We start from the raw sequence: 21,741 nt of genomic DNA on the forward strand, positions 1-21,741 counted from the left end.
TTAGTTTCTTAGCGGCTTGCCTTTTACAAGCATGTGCTGCATTCTTGCCTGGCTCTTTGGTTCTCCTGCAAGGCTTAAAAATGCTTCTCTTTCAAGATCTAGTAAATATTGTTCATCAACATATGTTCCTTCAGGTACTCTTCCTCCTGCTAAAACAAATGCTAGTTTCTTAGCAATTTTTAAATCATGTTCGGAAATGTATTGGCTGAAATGCATCGTTTGTGCACCTAGTGCGAGCGTTGCGTATCCAGCTTCGCCAACCACTGGAATCTTCTTTTTAACAGGCGCTTTGTAACCAAGGTCTGAAAGTGCAAGAACTTGGCTTTTCGCATCATGTAAAAGATGGTCGCCATTTATTGAGATGTTGTCTTCGTTTCGTAAGAATCCTAGTTTTCGAGCTTCTTGGGCCGATGTTGAGACTTTCGCCATCGCGATTGTTTCAAATGCCTGATTCGCTACCTTTTGCAGATCCCCTTTCGCACCTTCCGGAAGCTGTTCTAATAGACGGATATAGAGCTCTTTGTTTCCGCCTCCCCCAGGAATGAGTCCTACTCCAGTTTCTACGAGACCCATGTAAGTTTCAGAAGACATCTGCAATCTTGCAGCCGGCAATGATACTTCAACTCCGCCGCCGAGGGTCATTCCGAAGTTAGCAGCTACAACAGGCTTTGAACTGTATCTCACTCTTGCCATCGCTTGCTGGAACTGGCGGACCATCATATCGAGTTCAAAGAAGTTATCATCTTGTGCTTCCATTAAAATGAGCATGAGATTTGCTCCAACACAGAAGTTCTTACCTTGGTTTCCGATGACAAGCCCTTTGTAGTTTTTCTCTACTTCGTCGATCGCCTGATGAAGCATCATAATGATTTCAGGTCCGATCGCATTATTCGGTGATGTAAATTCAAGGCCCGCTACATCATCACCTAAATCAATCAACGTAGCTCCGCCATTTTTCGTGATCACATTGCCTTTTTCTTTAAGACGGCTTAAGTGAATCACTTTCTTATTTTCTACTACAGGCAAATAGGTACCATTGTGGTAGTACGACACTTCACCTTCAGCTTTTGAGTAGAATGATGTTTTCTCTGAACGGAGCAATTCTTCCACCCATTGTGGAATCGTCTCTCCTTCAGACTTCATTCTTTCTACCGACTCAGACAGCCCTATTGCATCCCAAATCTCAAAAGGTCCGTGTTCCCAGCCGAAGCCCCATTTCATCGCTTGGTCGATCGCGACAAGATCGTCTGCAATTTCATAGCATTTTTCTGCTGAGTACAAAAGTACCGGTTTAATAATGTCCCATAGGAGCTTGCCTGCACGATCTTCACTATATAAAAGCGCTTTCACTTTCTGGTTTGTTGTTTTCATTTGTTTAGCAGCTTCGAGTGTTGCTGTTTTCATCTTTGAACGCGGCTTGTATTCGAGTGTTTTAGGATCGAGCTCTAAAATTTCGCTGCCTGTTTTGCTTCTTTGCTTTAAATAGAAGCCCTGGCCATTTTTGCTTCCTGTCCACCCCTTATCAACCATTTCATTTAGAAAATCAGGAATTTCAAAGACTTCTTTTTCTTTCCCGTCTACTTGTTCGTAAACGTTTCGTGCTACATGAAGGAATGTATCAAGACCAACGACATCCAGCGTTCTGAACGTTGCAGATTTTGGACGGCCGATCAGAGGTCCAGTTACAGAATCCACTTCCCCGACAGTGTAGCCTTGTTTCATCATTTCCTGCATCGTTACCATAAGTCCATATGTGCCGATGCGGTTCGCGATAAAGTTCGGTGTATCTTTTGCTTCGACTACACCTTTTCCAAGAACATTCTCACCAAAATTTCTAATGAACTGTACGATCTCTGGTTTCGTGTCTTCAGTAGGAATGATCTCCAAAAGCTTTAAGTATCTTGGAGGATTGAAAAAATGCGTTCCTAAAAAGTGAGATTTAAAATCTTCTGATCTGCCTTCAGCCATCGCACGAATGGAGATCCCGGACGTATTAGAGGTAACAATGCTTCCTGGCTTACGGTATTGATCAACCTTTTCAAAAAGCTTTTGTTTTACATCGAGACGTTCTACAACAACCTCAATGATCCAGTCTACTTCTTTCAGCTTCTCTAGATCGTCCGTTAAGTTTCCAATTGTAATTAAATCAAGGTTTTCTTTCACCGCCAGCGGCGCTGGTTTTTGTTTAAGTAATTTTTGTGTTGCTGTTAAGGTGAATTTGTTTCGGAATGCCGGGTGATCTTCCGTGATCCCCTTTGCTTTTTCTTCTTCACTTAAAGAAGGCGGGACAATATCCAATAACAAGGTTGGAATTCCGACGTTGGCTAGATGAGCAGCAATGCCCGATCCCATTACACCAGAACCCAGTACGGCGGCTTTTCGGATTTGACGAGACAAAATAGACTTCCCCCTTTATTGAATGAATACTCATTCATTTTTTATCCATAAAAAAATTAATTAGCCTATACTCAATATAAAATATATTCAGAATTTTAGCAATAGTTCAGAACTATTTCTTTAAATTGTTTCTAAATTGACTGAGGTCTGTCCCGGGACAGACCCCAGTCAATTCAACTTCTTAATCTTCTTTTAACAAAAAAAGAACTCCCATTAGAGAGTTCTTTTGCAATCCTAAATTACTTTCCGAATACACCTTTTAGTACGAACATAACGTTCGCTGGTCTTTCAGCAAGTCTTCTCATGAAGTAGCCATACCAGTCGTTTCCGTATGGTACGTAGATACGCATTTTGTAGCCTTCTTGCATCAGCTGATCCTGGCGTTCTACACGAATGCCGTAGAGCATCTGGAATTCGAATTGATCATAAGGAATGTTGTGCTTATCAACAAGTTCCTTTGTATATTGAATGATCTCATCATCATGAGTAGCAATTGCCGTATAATTGCCATTTAATAGGTGAGTTTCAATCAATTTTTTGAAGTTGTTATCCACGTCACTTTTTTCAGGATAAGCCACTTTAGGAGATTCTTTATAGGCACCTTTAACAAGACGCAGGTTAGGCTGATATTCATTAAGATTCTGTACATCCTCTAATGAGCGGTACAGATATGCCTGAATAACAGTCGAAATATTATCGTATTCTTTTTTCAGCTGTTTAAAGATCTGCAATGTTTTTTCACAGCGAGAATAATCTTCCATATCAATCGTGATAAACACATTATGCTTTACAGCTGCATCCATGATTTTTTTCATGTTGCTGAGAACTAGTTCATCGCTGATATCTAATCCCATCGAAGTCATCTTTAATGAAAGCTGTGAATCAAGCTTTTCTTTTGCAATCGCTTTGATCGCTTGAATACAGTGTTCTGTCATCTCAGCTGCTTCACGTTCGCTATCTACAAATTCACCTAAATGATCGATCGTAACAGGCATACCTTTTTCATTTAGTTTTTTAATTGCTGAGATCGAGCTCTCAAGTGTTGCTCCTGCTACAAAACGTGCTGCGCCAAAACGCAAACCATACTTTTTAGCCAAGCTAGTCATAGACTTGTTTTTAGCTAAAAATAAGAAAAAATTACGCATTGCTTGTTCCAATCTAATTGCCCCCTATTACACTTTCTTATATATATTAAAATTGGTTAATTTCTAATTCGATGTAACCGCTTTAAATATATCATTCTTTTTGCAAAGTTTGTCGATTTTGCAAAATTTAAATTTTTTAAAGAAGCTGTCTTCGTACCTTTGTTGCTAATTGATGTAGTTTATTTCCGCTCCAGGTTGCTCGCTTTACGCGGGGCGTGCGGTGATCTTCGGTTAAAGTGCTGCTCCTGCGTCTACAAGCAAAACAACATAGAAGCTAGCTTCCTCGTCGCATGCCTTACGAGAAGATTACTCAGGTAGTAGGCACGCTGCTCCCGCAGGAGTCTCGCACCTTTCACTCCAATCAACCTTACAATGAAGCGTCTTCATAATAACGATCCAAATACAACAATCCTTTAGAAAGAGCCATGAACAAAAAGAAAGCAACCTCTATGGCTGCTTCCCTTTTATTTTTTATTCGATTGGCGATGTTCTTCATTTAATTTTTTAATTTCACTAATAAGTTCCTTCATAGCATCTTTAGCATCCGGATAACTCTCGTTCCAATGCTTGACAAGCGGCGGCATACTTTTAGCGATACTAGAATACAAAACATATGCCTTTACCATTTCAACATGTTCAGGTTCTGTCTTGCCGATCAAGAGTTCAGCATATTTTTCAATCAGCCCGTCAAGCTGAGATTGCAGTTTTTTATCCAAGATATACTCCTCACTTTCTCTTTATAGGGATAGTGATGACATCACTGCTAAATAGAGTGAACATGCAGCCAAAATAGAACCGCCGAAAACGGGCAGGAATCCTATTTTTCTTTTAATGCCAATGAACACTCCTGTTAAAAGAATTATACAAGCAAACAGCCATCCAAGGCTCAGCAGCGATATTTCGATTCTCAACATTGGATTGCCCCCGGGATTCAACCCCGTTATGAACGAAAATAATGGCGAAGGTTTCTCCATTTTCAGTGTTTCCGCTACATCATGCGGAGGAGTCTGCTGGCTCATCACAGCTGTAGCAGCAAATACAAAAAACAACAGGATTCCTTCAGCTCTGATCCATTTCTTTAAAGACAAAGAGCCGTCCCCATCTTTAAGCTTCTTTTTTAACCATACACCGTTAATCAGACTATAAAAGATTACAACAAAAAGCAAAATATGCTTTATCAATAACGCTTGTCCATAATTCAGCAAATACCCGTTTACATATTCAGGCACTATATATGACATCAGCCATATTCCAGCCCCGATTACGATGAAAAGACAAACAAGCGCGAAAGGTGTAAACCATTTATAAAAAGATAACCCTGATCCCTTATCCTTGCTAAAAAAACCAACTGCAAGAAGGGTACCTGACCATGCAGTAACGGCTAAAAAATGAAGGGAATGCGCAAAAATACCTAATGAATTTAAACTGGCAGCATGGCTGGCATAACCGATGGATAGTGCCATCCCTGATAACAGAACTAAAGAAAGCCATGCAAAGAACCTCTCTTCAGCTATATCGTTAAACATGACCATAAAAAATAATATCACCGATATGCCGGTTAAAAACAGCCAGCCTTTTCCTATTTCAAAACTTAAAACGATATTTTGAAATGTAAGCCAATACCCGATCCCCTCTCCTAAATGAAGAGTAAGCCTCATCAGTTCTCCGATGCCGAAAACAGGTACCAAGGCAATAAGGATCAGCAGCCATTGTTTCTGTATACGAACTTCAGGTCGTTTTGTTTTAGGAACAGAATAAAGTATAAATGTACCGATCAGAATGGAAAAACATAGATACAGCATTGCCTTAGCAACAATAAACATACAAATAAACTCCCTCTCAACAAGTCTATATCTATTGTAGCAGGGATTGGGAAAAGACGAAAAAATAAGATTGACAATATAACGAATTCAGATAAAAAAAGCTGATTCACCCAGCTTTAACAGCTTTTTTTGTGAATCAGCTCTTATTTATCTATTTCCTCTTTGAACGACTTTCGATAGAAACTTTACACCATCTTCATAACTAAATTTCTTTGCAGCACGTCTAAACTCTTTTAAGCCTTTGCGTGTTACATTAAAGTATGGATCGATCAATCCCTCTACCTTCAGGTGGTTAGCGGTTTCTAACGTAATCGAATGCTGTATCTCTCTCATCTTATGGTTGAACTGCTCAAGACTTGCATTCAAAACAAATTCTTTTCCTAAAAGCTGTACTACATCTTTAGCGGTAGCCGTTTGAACAGAATGTTCATCTTGAATATCTTCCATGTGCTGCTCATCATCTTCGTGTGCTTCTTCCTCAATCATTTCTTCTGGTTCAAGCAACGAAGTAATACGTACGATCTCTTGTTTTGCCAGCATGATTTCTTTTTCTTTCTGTAACAGATATTCGATATAATCTCGCTTATCATCTTCATGAAGATCTTCATCAATTAATCTGTTCGTGATTTCTTTTTGTACTTGTTTCATTCGTTTAACTTGTTCTTCTAACGTTAATAATTGGCGTTCCAGGTCTTCTCTGTCTGATTCATTTAGAGTAACTTCTGGTTCAATCATCTCTTCCGCTTCTTCTGTCACGTTCTGCTTATTTTTATTAGTAACAGGCAGTAAAGATTTTCCGGCTGCTGAAAAAGCCTGGAGCGCTTCATTTATTTTTACATAAAACATACTGCAGATTCCGATTGCAAAAATGGCTAGAATAAAAGCCAGCATATCGGAAAAATGAAACGTAAATTTAGTTACAGCAATTTTAAACATTAAGACCATTGAAAAAAGACTGATTAAAATAATTTTAAACCAATGATTGCGAAGTTTAATTTTCTCATCTGTTGTTCTCAAAGTAATTGCCCCCTTTAAACTCTCGCTACTCTATAGCTCTATACAAGAATAACTTTATAACTATTCGCAAGAGATCTGATTTTTTGTCCGCGTTTTTTAAAAGGCTGTTCTCGTATACTTTGATGCTTTTGAAAGAGGTTAATTTCCGCTGCAGGACTCGCTTTCCGCAGGGTGTGCGGTGAGCCCATTCGTCGCCTTGCGACATTGAATGGGCTCACCTGTCCCACTCATCCTCAGGAGTCTCGCCTTTCCGTTCCAATTAACTTTTCAATGAAGAATTTCTCAAATGCTCTTTGTAGTAACTTGCGAGAAGTATTTTCAGGTAGTTGGCATGCAGGAGTCTCGCACCTTACACTTCAATCAAATTGTCAATGAAGAGAATGAAAAAATGAACCAAAAGCAGCAATCTTTAAGAGACCCTTAAAAAATGAAAACCAGCAGCCACAAACAGCTGCTGTCCAAATTCCATTATTCAATTACTCCCGATTCAACGATTTCAACTTCTGTTGATACGGTTATCTTCATATCAGGATATTGTTTCTGAAATCTTTTAAAATCCCAATTCTTTTCCCGTCGTCGCACCTGATCCCCAAATCCAAGCGGGTCTACATTTAACCTCTGAAACTTAGTGATTATTCTTTTGGCTTCTTTATTAATTTGTTTTTTAAATGTCTTTTCAATAAGGTCGATATTCGGCTTCTCTTCTAAGTTTAACCAAGGAGGATATTCGTGGATCTCACCTAAAATTTTCAGCTTAACATCGAATTCAGGAACACCATTTACTTTTCTTACCTTATAGGATGTAGTTCCTTTTATATTGCGAACAACTGCATGGCCCTCTTGTTTTCCTTTTTTCAGTTCAACTTCATAGTGCCCAGTCGTTGATCCATCGACCATCACTTTAAATACAAAAGATTCACTGTGGTTAATTTTGCCTGCATATTTATCATCCTTAAATAATGCGATGCCCTCAAGCTGCATTGCCTTTTTTTCTGTTTTAACGATAGGCAAAAATGGATCAATTCCTTCTCCGTAATAACTGTAGAGAAAAACGTGCAAGTTTGTTTTCGGGAGATTTTCACTTTTAATATTTTGTTCGATCAAATCCATAAGATACATAGAAGGAAGAGGTGCAGCTGTATATTTCGTTGTTAACAATTCGTTTGTACTGCCATCTACAACTGACAAATATAAACGATTGCCTACGTTAGGATCACGGTATAGTGAGTTAACGATGTCCAATATTCCTTTTTTTGCAAATTTGTTGTTAAAGAGCACGATTCTTAATTGTCCTGTAGACAGTGTTTTTGGTGATTTTGTGTTTAGCTTTGAACGAATAAACCTGCTAGTATGTGATACAGCTGAAAGTGATTCAACTCGAACCGTACCATCAGGATCAAAGATCGGATAGGTTATCGTTCCCTTAATATTTTGGTTAGGAAGCTCATCAAAGCCAATGGCATGAATCAGCTGAACTTCATCAATAATTTGTTGTGGTACGCAGCCAATTAATAAAAAAAGAATAGAAACTATGAAAAGGCTCTTCATTTTCATCATTCATCTATGTCCTTCTTTTTTCTCATTTCTTTTATCTTGTCTTTAGACGGAAGCTGAGTACCTAGGCTAATTGGCCGTTTTAACAGCCTATTGTAAGGAAGCCTGATTACAGTGTCTGTCATGTCTAAAAGCCGTGGCGGATAGAGCGGTGCCATGTATGGTCTTCCGAGTGATTCTAGTCTTAACAGGTGAACCAGTATAAAACTCATCGCAAGAACGATCCCAACCCCGCCCCATATGGCTGCAAGAAAGATAAACGGGAAACGCAATATACGGATTGTATTAGCCATTTTATAGATCGGTGTAGTAAATGAAGCAAGAGCTGATAACGATACAATGATTAACAAGATGTTACTTGTCAATCCAGCCTCAACCGATGCCTGTCCGATTACAATACCTCCTACAATACCGAGTGTCTGACCAACCTTAGTCGGTAAACGTGCACCCGCTTCCCTTAGTAACTCAATGGTTAACTCGAGAAATAATACTTCTAATATGGGAGGAAATGGAATATTTACACGTGATGAAATTAAAGGAGCAAGCAGATCTTTAGGAATCATCTGATAATGGAACGTTAACACAGCAACGTAAATAGGCGTGGCGAAGGTAGAAAAAATAACAGAAATAAACCGGATGAACCGGAAGAGTGAACCAAGCACCCACGATAAATAATAATCTTCAGGTGATACAAAATACTCTGTAATTCCTGTCGGGCCAAGTAATGCTTGAGGTGAGCCTTCTGAAAGGATGGCTACCTGTCCATAATTCAGCATAGAAACAACCCGGTCTGGACGTTCTGTCGTAATGAGCTGAGGAAATACTGATTTTGTGTTATCGGAGATCATTTGTTCCAAAAAAGAACTGTCTGGAATCACTTCAGACTCAATATCTTTTATCCTTTGAATGACGGTATTGATATTTTCTTTATCTGCTATTCCTTCTAAATAAGCAATTATTACACGGGTTTTTGAAAACTTGCCTATTATTATTTCTTTAAATCGAAGCTCGGGTACCGGCAGTCTTCTTCTAATTAAATATAGGTTGCTATCCAGGTTTTCGATGAAAGCTTCTTTTGGTCCGATAACGGAAAACTCAATTTCAGAAACAGACACTGGACGGTTAGTAGAAAAATTCTCAGCTCGGATAACAGCACATTCTTCATCATATTCACCGAACTGTACGACAATAAATCCTCGCAGGAGCTTGTTTTGAATTTCTTTTATATCATTTGTGATTGTTACACTTTCAATAGGCAAAATATCTTTTAAGTCTTTAAGGGCTCTAAAATCCTTACTATGAATAAGGTACGGAAGAAAATCACGATGCAGCAATTCACCATCAATCATAGCTTTATAATAAGAGATATACACATTGTGATGAACCGTTTTTTGAGGATAATGGATAAAATCTGCCGAGTCTTTCGCATTATCAATCAATTCTGTAATATCTGCATATGTGTTATTAGATAAATCAATCGTATGACTCTGCTCTTTCGGTTTCTTTTTCAACCATTTCATCATGATGTCTGCCACCTCTTTTCTCTTCCTTAATATGAGAAAAGAGGTGGTTAAATATACAAAAAGGCATTCCAAGGCTAGCTGCTGGAATGCCTTTTTAAACACTTGTTTAAACAAGTGCTGTTTCTATGTTATTGCTAATAAATGTCCCGATATCTTCACCGCTGCAGATTTTCAAGAATGAGCCCTCTTGGTTAAAATCAAAAAGGTGGATCGGCAAACCGTAGTCTCTTGCCAAAATAAGTGCGGATTGATCCATAACTTTTAAATTATTTCTTATCGCTTCATCATAGTGAAGCGTAGCATATTTCCTCGCTTCTTTAAATCGGTTTGGATCGCTGTCATACACCCCGTCAACACCTTGTTTTGCACAAAGAATGGCATCGCAATTCATTTCTAGAGCTCTTTGAACTGCAGGATAATCGGTTGTGACGTATGGCTGGCCATTTCCTCCTGCAAATATGAGGACATATCCTTTATCTAAATGATGAACAGCTCTCAGCCTGATATAAGGTTCCGCAACTGCACTTATTGGAACAGAACTCATCACTCTTACTTCCCGGTCCATCTTGCTCTTCAAGACCCCTCTTAACATTAAACTGTTTATAACCGTTCCTAATGTCCCGATCTGATCTGCTTCTACCCTTTCAATCCCCCAATATTCGGCTAAATTCCCTCTGAATATATTGCCTCCTCCAACGACTATTGCCACTTCAATCCCTTTTTCAATGACGGATAAAACTTCTTTTGCAATGTGATTTAAAGAAAGATGATCAAACCCTGTTCCCTGATTTCCAGCAAGGGCTCCGCCGCTTAGTTTAATTAAAACCCGTCTATAACGCATCTTCTTCTCCTCCTCTATATAAAAAAAAGAACAAATGACAATGAATAAGTCATCTGTTCTTTCACGTTAAAAGTCGGCGGATATTTTGATTTTGCTGCACTATTTTTTGTACAAATACCATCAGAAACCGCCTCCTCTTCTTTTCTTCTTCCATTATATACTCACCAGCTTGTGTAAGTGAAATTTAAATATAACTTGCCATATAAATTTTCTATTAAACGTTTGACCATTTTTACGAAATATAGACAGGTTACCTATGCCTTTTCCATAAAGGGATACATATAATGCATGGACAAGAGTAGTCAAAATCATTATCAGGAGGAAATATTTTTGAGTAAGAATAAACCCGTACTCTCTCAAAGAGAGCTATGCAAATTATTGGGCCAAAAGATCAAAGTTAATACAGGCGGTCCAGAATCAAGATTTGGAAGATTAGTCTGTGTAGGTCACGACTTTCTAGCCATCGAATCATTCGATAAAGATGGCAAAGGGAAAGGTAAGGACAAAGGCAAAGACGGTAAACACGATAAAGAGTTAATCTTCTACCAGCTTTTCCATGTAAAAGCAATCGTTTTAGAAGCGGACGAAATCTGCTGCAAATGGACTAACAAGAAAAAATGCACAAACGATACATTCCATAATGTGTTAAAGCATTTCATCAACCATAAAGTGAAAATTAATCGCAGAGGTCCAGATAGCGTAGAGGGAGTACTTGTAGCTGTTAACCACAACACGATTGAAGTAATTAAAGGCGACGAAGTTATAATCATCGCTATCTTCCATATTAAGAGCTTTAGCCAAATCGGCGGATGTCGTGAAGAAAGCAGCCATAAGAAAGAGTCTTCTAGCAAGAAAGAATCATCTAACGACAAAAAGGAATCTTCTTCATCTTCATGGTGTGAGTCATCTTCTCATAAGAAGGAGTCTTCTCATAAGAAAGAATCCTCTCACAAGAAAGAGTCCTCTCATAAGAAAGAATCGTCTCATAAAAAATGTGAATCTTCATCTTCATCCAGTCACCATTGGAAGAAAAGAAAGAAAAAACACTGTAAACAGCCAAGATTAACAGGTCTTGATCAGCAAGGCTGGTTCAGACTGTAATAATGAATTGTCCTGTTTTTTCATAAAAACAGGACATTTATTTGCTTTATGAAAGGTTGTTTATTTCCCTTTCTTTTTGAGAAATTTTATTGATAGGAGGATTGTTTTGAGTATTTTCAACAAGTTTATTGGTGAGACGGTTGAGCTCTCAATCAGTGGTAACAAGCGTATTACAGGAATCGTTATCGATATTGGTTCAGATATCATAGTGGTTTATGACGGAGACCAATTTATATATATACCTAAAATGCATATTCACCATATCAGCAGCATGATAGATAATGAAACAGAAATTGAAAAACCTAAAAGTGTTCCGATTAACTTTGAAGAGGAAACCATTTCATTAAGAAAAATATTAATGAATGCAAAAGGCCTGTTTTCAGAGGTGTTTATCACAAGTAATCAATCCATTCATGGGTATATAACAAACATAATGAATGATTACTTCATTTTCTATTCACCCGTCTATAAAATGATGCTTATTCCTTTGCAGCATTTAAAGTGGCTCATACCTTATAAAGAAAGTGAACGGCCTTATACACTGTCAAACGAAGAGCTGCCATTGGTTCCTTTCAAAATGACATTAGCCAGAACATTTACTGAACAATGTAAAAAATACGAAGGAAAGCTTGTTATTTTTGATTTAGGAAAAGATCCAAACAAAATTGGCAAATTAGTTAAAATGGATAATAGCCAGCTGCAGCTTACCATTGAGAGAAATAAGAACGTTTTTCTTAATATCCAGCATATTAAGACGCTCCACCTTCCGTAATATAAAAAAAACTTCGCTTCGACGAAGTTTTTTTCATGAAAAATGGGTTAAAACTAATGAACTTAACAGACCTAATGATGTGATCAAACCAACAGCAGCCCCTGCATCTTCGTGTGCTTCAGGAAGCATCGTAGAAGCTACCATGGACATGATCGCTCCACCTGCAAATGCACCAATTAATGAAAGAGACGAAACAGATGCTCCGTCTAATAATATGAAACCCAACAAAGCGGCGATTGCAGATATAATAAACACTGATATCCACATTCCTATAATTTTCTTTTTTGAAAAACCCTCTTTTAACAATCCAATCGAGCTGGACAACCCTTCAGGAAAATTACTTAAAAAAATGGCTATCACTAGCAGCCAGCTTACTTTGCTTTGTTCAATCAAACTAGCACCGATCAAAACAGATTCTGGTATGGCATCTAATAAAGTACCAAAGAATATGGCCATGCCAGCTCCTTTTGCCTTTTTGACACCGGACATTTTTCTTTCGTGACCACCCTTTTTTGAAAGAATACTATTGATAATAGTAAAAATACCAGACCCAAGAATAAAACCTATCGCTGTTATCTTTAAGTTACTTTGTTCAACAGCTTCAACCAGCAGTTCGAATGAAACAGCACCGATCAATATACCTGTCCCAAACGCCATAATCCAAGCTGTCCATTTTTTTGGAATATGGAAGGCAAGTCCCGTAAAGCATCCCAGCAATACAGCAGAACCTGCCACTCCTCCCCAAAAGGCGGCTTGCAGCATGCTTCATCCCCTCTCTTTTTTATCACCATTTCCTAATCGCATTTTTTCTATACACAATAAAAAGAATAGTGGATGCGCAAAGGGCGCATTCACTATTCTTAGTTTAAATTAAAAGTCGTTGCGTTTAGGATCGGTGTTTTTATTAATGCCAAATTCATCACTTGGCGTATTTAAATGGTTAAATTGACGATCACGTGCAATCGTATGAGGTTTTTCTAAATCAACGTTCCCTGAATTGTTTTCAGTTTTAGAGCTGTCCGTACGGAAATCCTTTAAGCTTGTTTTGTCTTTCCACTCGGCCGGATCTGGACTTTGAATCGTAGTCTGCTCCATTCTTCTGCTTAATTTATTCAGTGTGCGTCCTGCTGCTTCACGTCCGCCTAAGCCGAAAGCAAGTCCAAACGCAATGGTGAATCCGCCCAAGATCAGGATGAACGCAGCGTTTACGATTGTCTTCGCAACACCAAGCTGGTCAAGAGCCATGAAGAACGCAAGAGTAATGATCGTATATTTCGCAATGTTGCCGAGCAGCTTGCCCTCTGTCTGTTGTTTTACCATGCTCATAACTACACGTTTCACTAGGTCACCTGCATAGAATCCGATACCTAGAACAAGAACGGCAGTTAACACCATTGGGATATAAGCAAGAACAACTGATAAGATACTCACTAAGCTTTCAAGGTTAACAAGCTGAAGTGCTTCAATTGTAAATAACAATACAACAAGAACTTGTGCAGCGTAACCAATAATTTGTGAAATGGTAAGCGTTTGGTCGCTCTTATGAAGAGAGCCAAGACCCATCTTATGGAAGATACCATTAAAACCAACGCGTTCCAATAATGAAGTTACAGCATTCTTCACCCATTTACCAATCCATAGCCCTGCTGCGACAAGAATGATCGCTACGATGATATTTGGAATCATATCCATGATCTGGCCAAGCATTCCGATAGCAGGTCCAGAAATTCCGTTAATATCAAGCGTCTCAAGCGCTGAGATCACGACTGGAATCAAAATAAATACATAAACAATCGTACCAATGATTTGTGATAATGATGTTTTATCTAAAGCACGTTCAGCACCTAATTTGGATGCTAGACGATCTGTACCGATGCTTTGTAAAAAGTTTACTAATATCTCTTTTACAACCTTAGCTACAATCCAGCCTACAAACAGGATAATAGCAGCTCCTAGAAGTTTAGGTAAGAATGCAAAGAATCCGGAGAGCATTCCTTCTAGAGGTTCAGAAATGGCATCAATGCCTAGCGCAGCTAATACTGCAGGCAAGAATAAGAGAAGCGTCAGATAGAACACTGCTTTTGACGCAGAAAGTACGGCTTTGTTAGACTGGCCTGGTTCACGAGTCAGTTTCCAACGATTAAGAAGTCTTTCAAAAGCTGTATTCTGACCTAGTTTTTTTACTAAGATTGATAATCCAGAAGCAATCAGCCAAGCAACCGCTGCAATTAACGCTGCTTTTAATAGATTAGGAATAGCAGCTGCAATAACGCCTAGAGCATTTGAAATCGGCTCAGCTACATATGGAAGACTAAGCATGTTCAAGAACATAACAATAGCAACAGCCATAAGAATCCAGAAAACCACTTTACTTATGATTTCTTCTGAGGAATATTTGCTGGACCTTGTTTTCTCTACATGGTCACCATCTGTGTCAGGTTTCATCCATCTTGCTACTTTATTATCAAAATCTGTTTTATGCAGTGCTTTTTTCACTGCTTTTGAGACTAATGAGGCGATCAGCCAGCCAATTAATAAGACAAGAATAGCTAGAAGCAAATCTGGCAATCTACCTAAATAAGCCATCCAAGAATCAGTTACTCCGTTGTAATCGTACATTTTATTCCTCCTTTTATGCTTGATATAAATATCTCTTCATAAGCTGTACTTTCCCAATGAGATTGTCAGTTAAACTAAATACTTAAAAAACCGTTAGAAGGATATATTTTACAATTTTCAGAGATTCATATATAATACGGTTATTGCCGTCGAGTGCAAACGTTTCCAAAAGGAGAGGGATTAAATGTGGACTTCATACATAGACTCAAAGTAATTTTATATCCCTTCATGACCTGACGCCTCATAGTGAGCAAATAATTTTATATGCACACATGCCCGCAGGAATTTGTCTGTGGTTTTTTTGTGCCTATTTTTAAGGAGTGACAAATATGATCGTAGTTAATGATCTTAGAAAACATTATAAAATAGCAAAACGTGACCCCGGACTTCGTGGGGCTGTTAAATCATTGTTTTATAGAAAATATGAAACAAAAGAAGCGGTTAAAGGAATCAGTCTAACTATTAATGCAGGTGAAATGGTTGGCTACATCGGCGCAAACGGAGCTGGAAAATCGACAACAATCAAGATGCTGACTGGTATCCTTACCCCTACCTCAGGTGAAGTAAAAGTAAACGGTATCGTTCCCTATGAAAATCGTAAACAAAATGCTTCTCACATCGGTGCTGTATTTGGCCAGCGTACTCAATTGTTCTGGGATATTCCGGTCAGAGAAAGCTATGAGCTGTTAAAGCATATTTACGAGATTCCTCAAAAACAATATGAAGAAACCCTTGCTGAATTCGTTGATGTGCTCCATCTTGAACCATTGCTTGGTATCCCCGTCAGGCAGCTCTCTTTAGGACAAAAGATGAGATGTGAGCTTGCAGCCGCCTTTTTGCACCGTCCAAAAGTGGTATATCTCGATGAGCCGACAATCGGACTGGATGTTGCGGTAAAAGTAAGAATACGCAGCTTTATTAAACAGATGAACGTTAGGTATGGAACGACTGTACTTCTAACGACTCATGACATGCAGGACATTGAAGAGATCTGTCAGCGAATCATCATCATTGATGATGGAAGAGTTATTTATGACGGGTCTATCCAAAATATTAAATCGCAATTTGGAGACAAGCGCGTTATTCATTTTGAATTAGAAAACTCGGATGATTTTGCTTTGCCTCAAGAGCTTGGACATGTTGCACAGGTCCTGCCTCGTGAAGAAGAGGAGCTGCACAAAATTTCGATTACTTTCAGCAGCAGGGACATATCTGGTGCAGAGTTAATCAGTATCATTATGAATCATTATTCCGTTGCCGACCTTACGATTGCTGATCCGAAAATCGAAACCATCGTTGAAGAAATATACGGCAAAGGGATGAAAAAGGAGGTAAAGCATGAGGAAGTACATTGAGTTTGCCCGTGTACAGATGCAAGTTCATGCGGCCTATTCTGCATGGTTTTGGGCAAATACGTTTTCAGTTCTGTTAAGAATGCTTGTTATCTATTTCTTCTGGCGGGCGGTCTACAGCAATCGTTCAGAAATTGAAAGTTTGTCTTTTGATGGAATGATTACCTACATCATTATCGCAATGTTTCTGCAGATGTTCGTTTCTGGTGTCGGCCGGGAACTTGCTCATACGATTAAGGACGGTAATATAGCCATTGAGCTTATGCGCCCTTATCACTTGATCACTCGCCTTATTGCTATGGATATAGGTGATAAAGTTATCTACTTTATCCGAGGTGCGCTGCCTTTAGGAATACTTGCATTTGTATTTATGGATGTAGCTTTGCCTGCAACCTGGCAATCTGGAATCTTATTTTTCCTTAGTGCACTAATGGGAATCTGGATTGGAACTTTCTTTGACCTATTAATTGCCATTCTCGCCTTTTGGACTATTAATCTATGGGGACTGGAAGTAATGAAAGAAGCAGTAGTTTCTTTTTTCTCTGGTGCACTCGTTCCGCTTATTTTGTTTCCAGAATGGTTTCAGAATGTAAGCCTCTTCTTGCCGTTTCAGGCCATGGTGTATGTGCCCGTAGCGATCTACACGGGAATTTTGACTGGAACAGAAGCTTGGCTTGCAGTGGGATCCCAGTTAATATGGGCTGTTTTACTATTTGGCTTACTTAGAGTTTTATGGTCGGTGGCGATGAAGAAAGTAACGATTTTTGGAGGATAGGAGGGGACATTCTTGATACGGTACATGAAATTATATTACCTTTTTTGTAAACAGAATCTGAAAGTCATGATGGAATATCGAATGGATTTTCTTCTCGGCGTATTGTCCGTTATGCTTCAGCAATTTGCCGGTATATTTTTTGTAAAAATCGTTTTTGACCATATTCACGAACTGAACGGCTGGACGTTTTATGAAATTTTATTTATTTACGGTATTGCAGCTACCGGCAGATCGATACACCATATTTTCTTTGATAACCTGTGGACACTTGGCTGGCAATACATACGCCCAGGAAAGTTTGACCGCCTTCTGATCCGGCCGATTAATCCGCTGTTTCATTTTATCGCAGACCGCCTTCAGCAAGACGGATTTGGCCAGCTGTTTATTGGAATTATTGTTCTCGGAACAGCGATGCCGCACTTAGATATTTCATGGGGCTTCATGGAATATTTCATTCTTGTGATTATGATTATTGCATCTGGTTTTATTTTCGTAGCGGTGAATCTCTTTTTTGCGACACTGTCTTTTTGGATGGTTGATAGCCTTCCGATCGTGTGGACGATTTTTAATTTAAGTGATTTTGCACGATATCCGATGACAATCTATCATAAAGGAATCAGACACTTATTAACTTGGGTCATTCCTTATGGATTTACAGCTTTTTATCCTGCCGCATACTTTATTAAAGGTTCAGGATATGAAAACCTCGCATTGCTTACACCTGTTGTTGCAATCGTATCGTGCGCTTTAGCATACTGGTTTTGGAATCGAGGGCTTAGAGCCTTTACGAGTACAGGAAGTTAAAAACAAGCCGGCTTTTTCGTTTGCAACAACGAGAAGCCGGCTTGTTTTTTTGGCTCTTTTCTAAAAGATTGGTGCTTTTGGGTCATTTTTACTCCTTCGTTGACAAGTTGATTGGAGCGCAAGGAGCGAGACTCCAGCGGGATCAGTGTGACAGGTGAGACTTCTAAGGGCGCTTGGCGCCGAGGAGGCTCACCGCACACCCCGCGGAAAGCGAGCATCCTGGAGCGGAAATCAACCACTTTCAAAGAAACAAGGTTTACGTAAACAGTCTTTATTTTTTAATAACGCCGCACAAAACGCGGTCTCCAGAGTTTCCAGCAGGATCTGTTTTGTAATCATCTGCGTCTGCGTGGATGATGAGCGCCGTCCCTCCGTTTGAAAACAGCGAGTTTGATTTTCCTTCATTAAGTGAAACCATCGTTGAAAGAACTTCCCCGTGGACGACGCCGCTTTCGTCAGCTGTAATATTATGAATATCCCCAACATGCGGTCCTTTTGGATTTAAAAAGCCATGCTTTTTATCCGTCGGGTTAAAATGCGCTCCCGCTGACTTGAAATCTGGCGGTGTGCATATTGCTTTTTCATGAAAGTGAATCCCATGTTCACCTGGTTTTAAACCAGTGGCATTTACTTCTACGTTGACCCCTTCTGCTGTCTGGGTCAGGGTTGCTTCTCCCGTTTTATTCCCTTTCGTGTCTACTAGATTCACAATGTACGATCCGCCTTTTACTTTACTGGATGCCGCTTGTGATTCTTCCATCTCATGATCTTTATGCTCGTCTTCTTTTTTGTTTCCGCATGATGCTAATATGATAACTAGCACCATCAGCATCATGATTTTTAGTATTTTTTTCAAAAGCATTTCCCTCCTGATGATTAGCGATATTCTATTCTCCGCCCAATCATCAGAACTTTAAACATCATTTTAAAGAAAATGGGTTTCGAGTACTGTTTCAACAACTTCCCCATTTTTTAGTTGTACATAATAGGCTTTGGCATTTTCTCGGGAACTTACAGCCTTGTTCAGTTTTCCGTTAATAAAATGCAGCGCCGCTCCATCATCTGCTGCGTAACCAGCTTTTAATCCTTCTTTTATCAGACGGTGATAAGCCGGCCTTCTTTCTTCTTCTCCATCATAATGTGGACAATGACTTCCTTGGAGAAACCCTAAACATGAAAGCCCGCGAAGCGGTCCAAAGGAATCTGTAACCCCTTCTTCAAACCAGCAAAGAGAGCCTGCACTTAAACCCGCTAAGATCTTTCCTTCGTCGTATGCCTTTTTGAGCAGCTTATCCAGTCCCCACTCTCTCCAAAGCGCGATTAAATTCTTCGTGTTCCCTCCGCCCACGTAAAAAATATCCTGCTTCTTAACAAACTCTTCTAAGTTTTGGGGAGGTGAAAATAAAGAAAGATGCCCTGGCAAACAGTTCTCCGTCTCAAATGCTTTATAAAAGCGTTCGATATAACCTTCTGAATCTCCGCTTGCTGTCGGAATGAAACAAATATGAGGTTTTTCAGCTTTTGATTGCGCAAGTATATAGTGATCGAGCTTTTTGTTCTCAGGTTCCATCGAAAATCCGCCGCCACCCATTGCGATGATCTGTTTCATGTTGTTTTCCAACTCCTTTTTATTCAAATTCGTCTACGATTCTGTATTTTCCTTTCTGTTTAAATCATTTTCCTTTTGGGACATACATAGTTGGAATGGTTTAGTCACTAATCCATTAAATTCAGCTAATAATTCCTGAAATTTAAGAAGTAATTCCTGAAATATTGTGCTTAATTCCTGAAATATCGCAGTTAATTCTGCAAGTTCATTTTTCCTCATTAGATTTGTACACCTCAGATAAACAGCACATAAAAAACACCAGCCGCTTCAGGCTGGTGCTCTCTTTTAAACATCTCTTCTTAACGCTTTTAGAACATCTACAGTAGTTGCTTTTGCAGCTGGTCTCCATCCAGAAAGCAATGTAACACCCATACAGATCGTGACCGCTATTGCTGTCAGACTCCAAGGTATATAGGAAAGCATAAATCCTTCCGGAGGTGTTTCATTGATGAAACGCTCAATAATAATAGGAAGAGCAAAGTTCACGCCATAACTGGTAAGGTAAGCTAAAAGAGTACCTAATCCCACACCCCATAAACCGATATAGGCGCTTTCTAAAAGGAAGATTCGTTTAACTGTTTTCGGAGTAGCTCCGATCGCTTTCATGATTCCGATGTCCTGCGATCTTTCCGTAACAGCCATTGTCATCGTGTTAAATATACCGATAGAAGCTATTAGAACGGCAATTGCACCGATAAAAATCAATCCTGCTTTAAATAAAGTGAAATAAACGTTCATCTGTTTTAACTCTTTGATAATCGAATACGTCATGTAATCCAGCTTTTCGATTCGATCCGTTACTTCTTTAACATCATCCGCTGATGCAGTGAATGCTTTTACGTCGCCATAGTTTTTTAATTCATCGGCTGATGCGATTTTTGGATCTTGTTTTCCTAAAGTTGAAATTACCTCATTATATAAATCCTCTGTAATAAATACGGAATTATCGTGAGCCCATTCTCGGGTTGGCTTTTTTCCGATTCCGACGATTTTAACATCAACGGTTTGTGCAGGTCCCTCTATTTTTATTTCAGGATTATCTGTCTTCAAATGATAAGTTAATGTTTCGTTCAACAGGTTACCTTTATACGTAAGTTCCTTCATCTTTTTTTGAGCTTCTTCTTCACTCAAACCTTCTGGCAGATCCTTTCGCAATTCCTCTGCAAAATGGTAGCCTACTACGATTTCATTTTTATTCTTGGGCATACGGCCTTTATCAAGTTCGAATCCCGCTTTTTCTTCAGAAGGCATATGGGCACTCATCACATTGGCAAATGTATTATATTCACCAATTGATAACTGGTTTGCCGGCGTATATTTTTTTCGCGTTACCGCTTTAACTCCTTTAATCTGTTCAAGCTTCTTAACATCGTTTTCTGTCATCATGCCGCTTTCTTTATGAACTTGAATTTCGTTCACCATGCGAAAGCTCATCACATCGTCTACTGCTGTTTTATGAATCGCAAATCCGATGGATGCCAGCATGATCAAGAAAGCACATCCGATCGTTGACGCTAAGATCGTCATCCAGACACGCGTTCTGTTTTTCTTCATATTGCTTCTTACAAACCTGTGTTTATCTTTGAGCTTCATGAAGCATTCTCCCCTCTCTTAAGTACCCATCAATGATTTCAACTTTACGATGAGCGATCGAGGCTACCTCATGGTCATGTGTAATCATTAAGAATGTGATTCCGTATTTTTCGTTAAGTTCTTTTATAAAAGATAATAGCTGTTTTTCATTTTCCGAATCTAAGCTTCCCGTTGGTTCATCCGCCAAAATAAGAGGCGGGTTCAAAATTAATGCTCTTGCAATACTTACACGCTGCTGTTGTCCGCCTGATAGCTCCCCTGGGTAATGATTTTGGAAAGATTCAAGACCGACACGTTTTAACATTTCTTCCGTTCTCTTTTTTCTTTCGGGCTCGCCCACTCCTTTTAAAACAAGCGGAAGCTCCACATTTTCAAACGCTGACATGGACGGTATCAGCTGAAAACTCTGAAAGATAAAACCAAGGTGATTCAAGCGGAACTCCGCCCATTTTGATTCAGAAAACTTGCTTAAATTTGTTCCATTAATCGTGATGTTTCCTACTTCTGGCTGGATAAAACCAGAGATCAAGTTTAATAATGTTGATTTACCAGAGCCGCTTCTTCCTACAACAGCAACGATTTCACCTTCTCCAACATGAAGATTAACATCATGCAGTACAGGAACGATATTTTCTTTTCCTTTCTTTCCGATCTTAAATGCATAAGATAAATTGCTTACAGAAATCATTTTCCCACCCCTTATGTACTAAGTGTACTATTTATTATAATACACATATACCATGCGCATCGATTAATTGTCAATACATTCCAAGGTAATTTTTAAAAAAAGGATTTATAGGGAAAGAGTAGTATAGT

Annotated in this window: 20 protein-coding genes; 5 read left to right on the forward strand and 15 right to left on the reverse strand. The window is 39.1% G+C overall.

Features of this window, described 5'->3' with window-relative positions; translation table 11 throughout:
- The 8 genes from ACFQ4X_RS12620 to pyrH all read right to left on the reverse strand — a co-directional run bounded on the left by ACFQ4X_RS12620 (window position 1) and on the right by pyrH (window position 10,300).
- Window positions 1–2,397: a 3-hydroxyacyl-CoA dehydrogenase/enoyl-CoA hydratase family protein gene (locus tag ACFQ4X_RS12620; protein ID WP_379835589.1), complete on the reverse strand. Its 2,397-nt coding sequence runs from the start codon at window positions 2,395–2,397 to the stop codon at window positions 1–3.
- Window positions 2,398–2,636: 239 nt separating this feature from the next.
- Window positions 2,637–3,554: a proline dehydrogenase family protein gene (locus tag ACFQ4X_RS12625; RefSeq protein ID WP_066292354.1), complete on the reverse strand. Its 918-nt coding sequence runs from the start codon at window positions 3,552–3,554 to the stop codon at window positions 2,637–2,639.
- Window positions 3,555–4,006: 452 nt separating this feature from the next.
- The gene (locus tag ACFQ4X_RS12630; protein ID WP_379835591.1) at window positions 4,007–4,258 is read right to left on the reverse strand and encodes a DUF2573 family protein; all 252 of its coding nucleotides are present in this window, start codon (window positions 4,256–4,258) and stop codon (window positions 4,007–4,009) included.
- Window positions 4,259–4,279: 21 nt separating this feature from the next.
- Entirely contained in the window at window positions 4,280–5,365 is a 1,086-nt protein-coding gene (locus ACFQ4X_RS12635) for a copper resistance D family protein (protein WP_379835593.1), read from the reverse strand.
- Window positions 5,366–5,512: 147 nt separating this feature from the next.
- Entirely contained in the window at window positions 5,513–6,382 is an 870-nt protein-coding gene (locus ACFQ4X_RS12640; RefSeq protein ID WP_379835595.1) for a hypothetical protein, read from the reverse strand.
- Between the two features lie 468 nt (window positions 6,383–6,850).
- Window positions 6,851–7,939, reverse strand: coding sequence for a Ger(x)C family spore germination protein (locus tag ACFQ4X_RS12645; RefSeq protein ID WP_379835597.1), 1,089 nt, complete (start codon window positions 7,937–7,939; stop codon window positions 6,851–6,853).
- Window positions 7,936–9,459: a spore germination protein gene (locus ACFQ4X_RS12650; RefSeq protein ID WP_379835599.1), complete on the reverse strand. Its 1,524-nt coding sequence runs from the start codon at window positions 9,457–9,459 to the stop codon at window positions 7,936–7,938. Before ACFQ4X_RS12650 ends, ACFQ4X_RS12645 begins: the two co-directional genes overlap by 4 nt.
- Before the next feature lie 106 nt (window positions 9,460–9,565).
- Window positions 9,566–10,300, reverse strand: a complete 735-nt coding sequence (gene pyrH / locus ACFQ4X_RS12655; protein WP_077359621.1) for a UMP kinase — start codon at window positions 10,298–10,300, stop codon at window positions 9,566–9,568.
- 330 nt (window positions 10,301–10,630) lie between these two features.
- Between pyrH and ACFQ4X_RS12660 the strand changes: the two genes are divergently transcribed.
- On the forward strand, window positions 10,631–11,401 hold the full coding sequence (locus tag ACFQ4X_RS12660; protein WP_379835601.1) for a hypothetical protein: 771 nt from the start codon (window positions 10,631–10,633) through the stop codon (window positions 11,399–11,401).
- A gap of 106 nt (window positions 11,402–11,507) precedes the next feature.
- Complete coding sequence (locus ACFQ4X_RS12665) at window positions 11,508–12,173, forward strand: DUF2642 domain-containing protein (protein ID WP_379835603.1); 666 nt, start codon at window positions 11,508–11,510, stop codon at window positions 12,171–12,173.
- Window positions 12,174–12,206: 33 nt separating this feature from the next.
- On the opposite strand, the gene ACFQ4X_RS12670 is transcribed toward ACFQ4X_RS12665, so the two are convergent.
- Window positions 12,207–12,935 (reverse strand): ZIP family metal transporter, encoded by a 729-nt coding sequence (locus ACFQ4X_RS12670; RefSeq protein ID WP_379835605.1) that lies wholly within the window; start codon window positions 12,933–12,935, stop codon window positions 12,207–12,209.
- 108 nt (window positions 12,936–13,043) lie between these two features.
- Window positions 13,044–14,792 carry a mechanosensitive ion channel gene (locus ACFQ4X_RS12675; RefSeq protein ID WP_379835607.1) on the reverse strand — a complete coding sequence of 583 codons (1,749 nt, stop codon included), beginning with the start codon at window positions 14,790–14,792 and terminating at the stop codon, window positions 13,044–13,046.
- A gap of 329 nt (window positions 14,793–15,121) precedes the next feature.
- On the opposite strand from ACFQ4X_RS12675, the gene ACFQ4X_RS12680 reads away from it, so the two are divergent.
- The 3 genes from ACFQ4X_RS12680 to ACFQ4X_RS12690 are packed head-to-tail and all read left to right on the forward strand — an operon-like array spanning window position 15,122 to window position 17,723.
- Complete coding sequence (locus ACFQ4X_RS12680; protein ID WP_379835609.1) at window positions 15,122–16,147, forward strand: ABC transporter ATP-binding protein; 1,026 nt, start codon at window positions 15,122–15,124, stop codon at window positions 16,145–16,147.
- Window positions 16,131–16,919, forward strand: coding sequence for an ABC transporter permease (locus ACFQ4X_RS12685; protein ID WP_379835611.1), 789 nt, complete (start codon window positions 16,131–16,133; stop codon window positions 16,917–16,919). Before ACFQ4X_RS12680 ends, ACFQ4X_RS12685 begins: the two co-directional genes overlap by 17 nt.
- Window positions 16,920–16,931: 12 nt before the next feature.
- Window positions 16,932–17,723: an ABC transporter permease gene (locus ACFQ4X_RS12690; RefSeq protein ID WP_379835613.1), complete on the forward strand. Its 792-nt coding sequence runs from the start codon at window positions 16,932–16,934 to the stop codon at window positions 17,721–17,723.
- 271 nt (window positions 17,724–17,994) lie between these two features.
- Here the strand turns inward: ACFQ4X_RS12690 and ACFQ4X_RS12695 are convergent, their stop codons facing one another.
- The 5 genes from ACFQ4X_RS12695 to ACFQ4X_RS12715 all read right to left on the reverse strand — a co-directional run bounded on the left by ACFQ4X_RS12695 (window position 17,995) and on the right by ACFQ4X_RS12715 (window position 21,613).
- On the reverse strand, window positions 17,995–18,585 hold the full coding sequence (locus ACFQ4X_RS12695) for a superoxide dismutase family protein (RefSeq protein WP_379835615.1): 591 nt from the start codon (window positions 18,583–18,585) through the stop codon (window positions 17,995–17,997).
- A gap of 63 nt (window positions 18,586–18,648) precedes the next feature.
- The gene (locus tag ACFQ4X_RS12700; protein ID WP_379835617.1) at window positions 18,649–19,332 is read right to left on the reverse strand and encodes a Type 1 glutamine amidotransferase-like domain-containing protein; all 684 of its coding nucleotides are present in this window, start codon (window positions 19,330–19,332) and stop codon (window positions 18,649–18,651) included.
- A gap of 33 nt (window positions 19,333–19,365) precedes the next feature.
- Window positions 19,366–19,551 (reverse strand): hypothetical protein, encoded by a 186-nt coding sequence (locus ACFQ4X_RS12705; RefSeq protein ID WP_379835619.1) that lies wholly within the window; start codon window positions 19,549–19,551, stop codon window positions 19,366–19,368.
- A 66-nt stretch (window positions 19,552–19,617) separates the two neighbouring features.
- Entirely contained in the window at window positions 19,618–20,925 is a 1,308-nt protein-coding gene (locus tag ACFQ4X_RS12710) for an ABC transporter permease (RefSeq protein WP_379835621.1), read from the reverse strand.
- A complete protein-coding gene (locus ACFQ4X_RS12715; RefSeq protein ID WP_379835623.1) occupies window positions 20,909–21,613 on the reverse strand; it encodes an ABC transporter ATP-binding protein in 705 nt (234 codons plus the stop codon). The genes ACFQ4X_RS12710 and ACFQ4X_RS12715 overlap by 17 nt, the downstream gene beginning before the upstream one ends.
- Between the last annotated feature and the right edge of the window lie 128 nt (window positions 21,614–21,741).

The organism is Fictibacillus halophilus (assembly GCF_042680145.1).
GTDB lineage: Bacteria > Bacillota > Bacilli > Bacillales > Fictibacillaceae > Fictibacillus > Fictibacillus halophilus_A.

Excerpts from the sequence above, each read along its gene's own strand:
- ACFQ4X_RS12635 (WP_379835593.1), bottom strand. The coding sequence starts at position 5,365 with ATGTTTATTGTTGCTAAGGCAATGCTGTATCTATGTTTTTCCATTCTG.
- ACFQ4X_RS12645 (WP_379835597.1), bottom strand. The coding sequence starts at position 7,939 with ATGATGAAAATGAAGAGCCTTTTCATAGTTTCTATTCTTTTTTTATTA.
- ACFQ4X_RS12650 (WP_379835599.1), bottom strand. The coding sequence starts at position 9,459 with ATGATGAAATGGTTGAAAAAGAAACCGAAAGAGCAGAGTCATACGATT.
- pyrH (WP_077359621.1), bottom strand. The coding sequence starts at position 10,300 with ATGCGTTATAGACGGGTTTTAATTAAACTAAGCGGCGGAGCCCTTGCT.
- ACFQ4X_RS12670 (WP_379835605.1), bottom strand. The coding sequence starts at position 12,935 with ATGCTGCAAGCCGCCTTTTGGGGAGGAGTGGCAGGTTCTGCTGTATTG.
- ACFQ4X_RS12675 (WP_379835607.1), bottom strand. The coding sequence starts at position 14,792 with ATGTACGATTACAACGGAGTAACTGATTCTTGGATGGCTTATTTAGGT.
- ACFQ4X_RS12680 (WP_379835609.1), top strand. The coding sequence starts at position 15,122 with ATGATCGTAGTTAATGATCTTAGAAAACATTATAAAATAGCAAAACGT.
- ACFQ4X_RS12685 (WP_379835611.1), top strand. The coding sequence starts at position 16,131 with ATGAGGAAGTACATTGAGTTTGCCCGTGTACAGATGCAAGTTCATGCG.
- ACFQ4X_RS12695 (WP_379835615.1), bottom strand. The coding sequence starts at position 18,585 with ATGCTTTTGAAAAAAATACTAAAAATCATGATGCTGATGGTGCTAGTT.
- ACFQ4X_RS12700 (WP_379835617.1), bottom strand. The coding sequence starts at position 19,332 with ATGAAACAGATCATCGCAATGGGTGGCGGCGGATTTTCGATGGAACCT.
- ACFQ4X_RS12705 (WP_379835619.1), bottom strand. The coding sequence starts at position 19,551 with ATGAGGAAAAATGAACTTGCAGAATTAACTGCGATATTTCAGGAATTA.
- ACFQ4X_RS12710 (WP_379835621.1), bottom strand. The coding sequence starts at position 20,925 with ATGAAGCTCAAAGATAAACACAGGTTTGTAAGAAGCAATATGAAGAAA.
- ACFQ4X_RS12715 (WP_379835623.1), bottom strand. The coding sequence starts at position 21,613 with ATGATTTCTGTAAGCAATTTATCTTATGCATTTAAGATCGGAAAGAAA.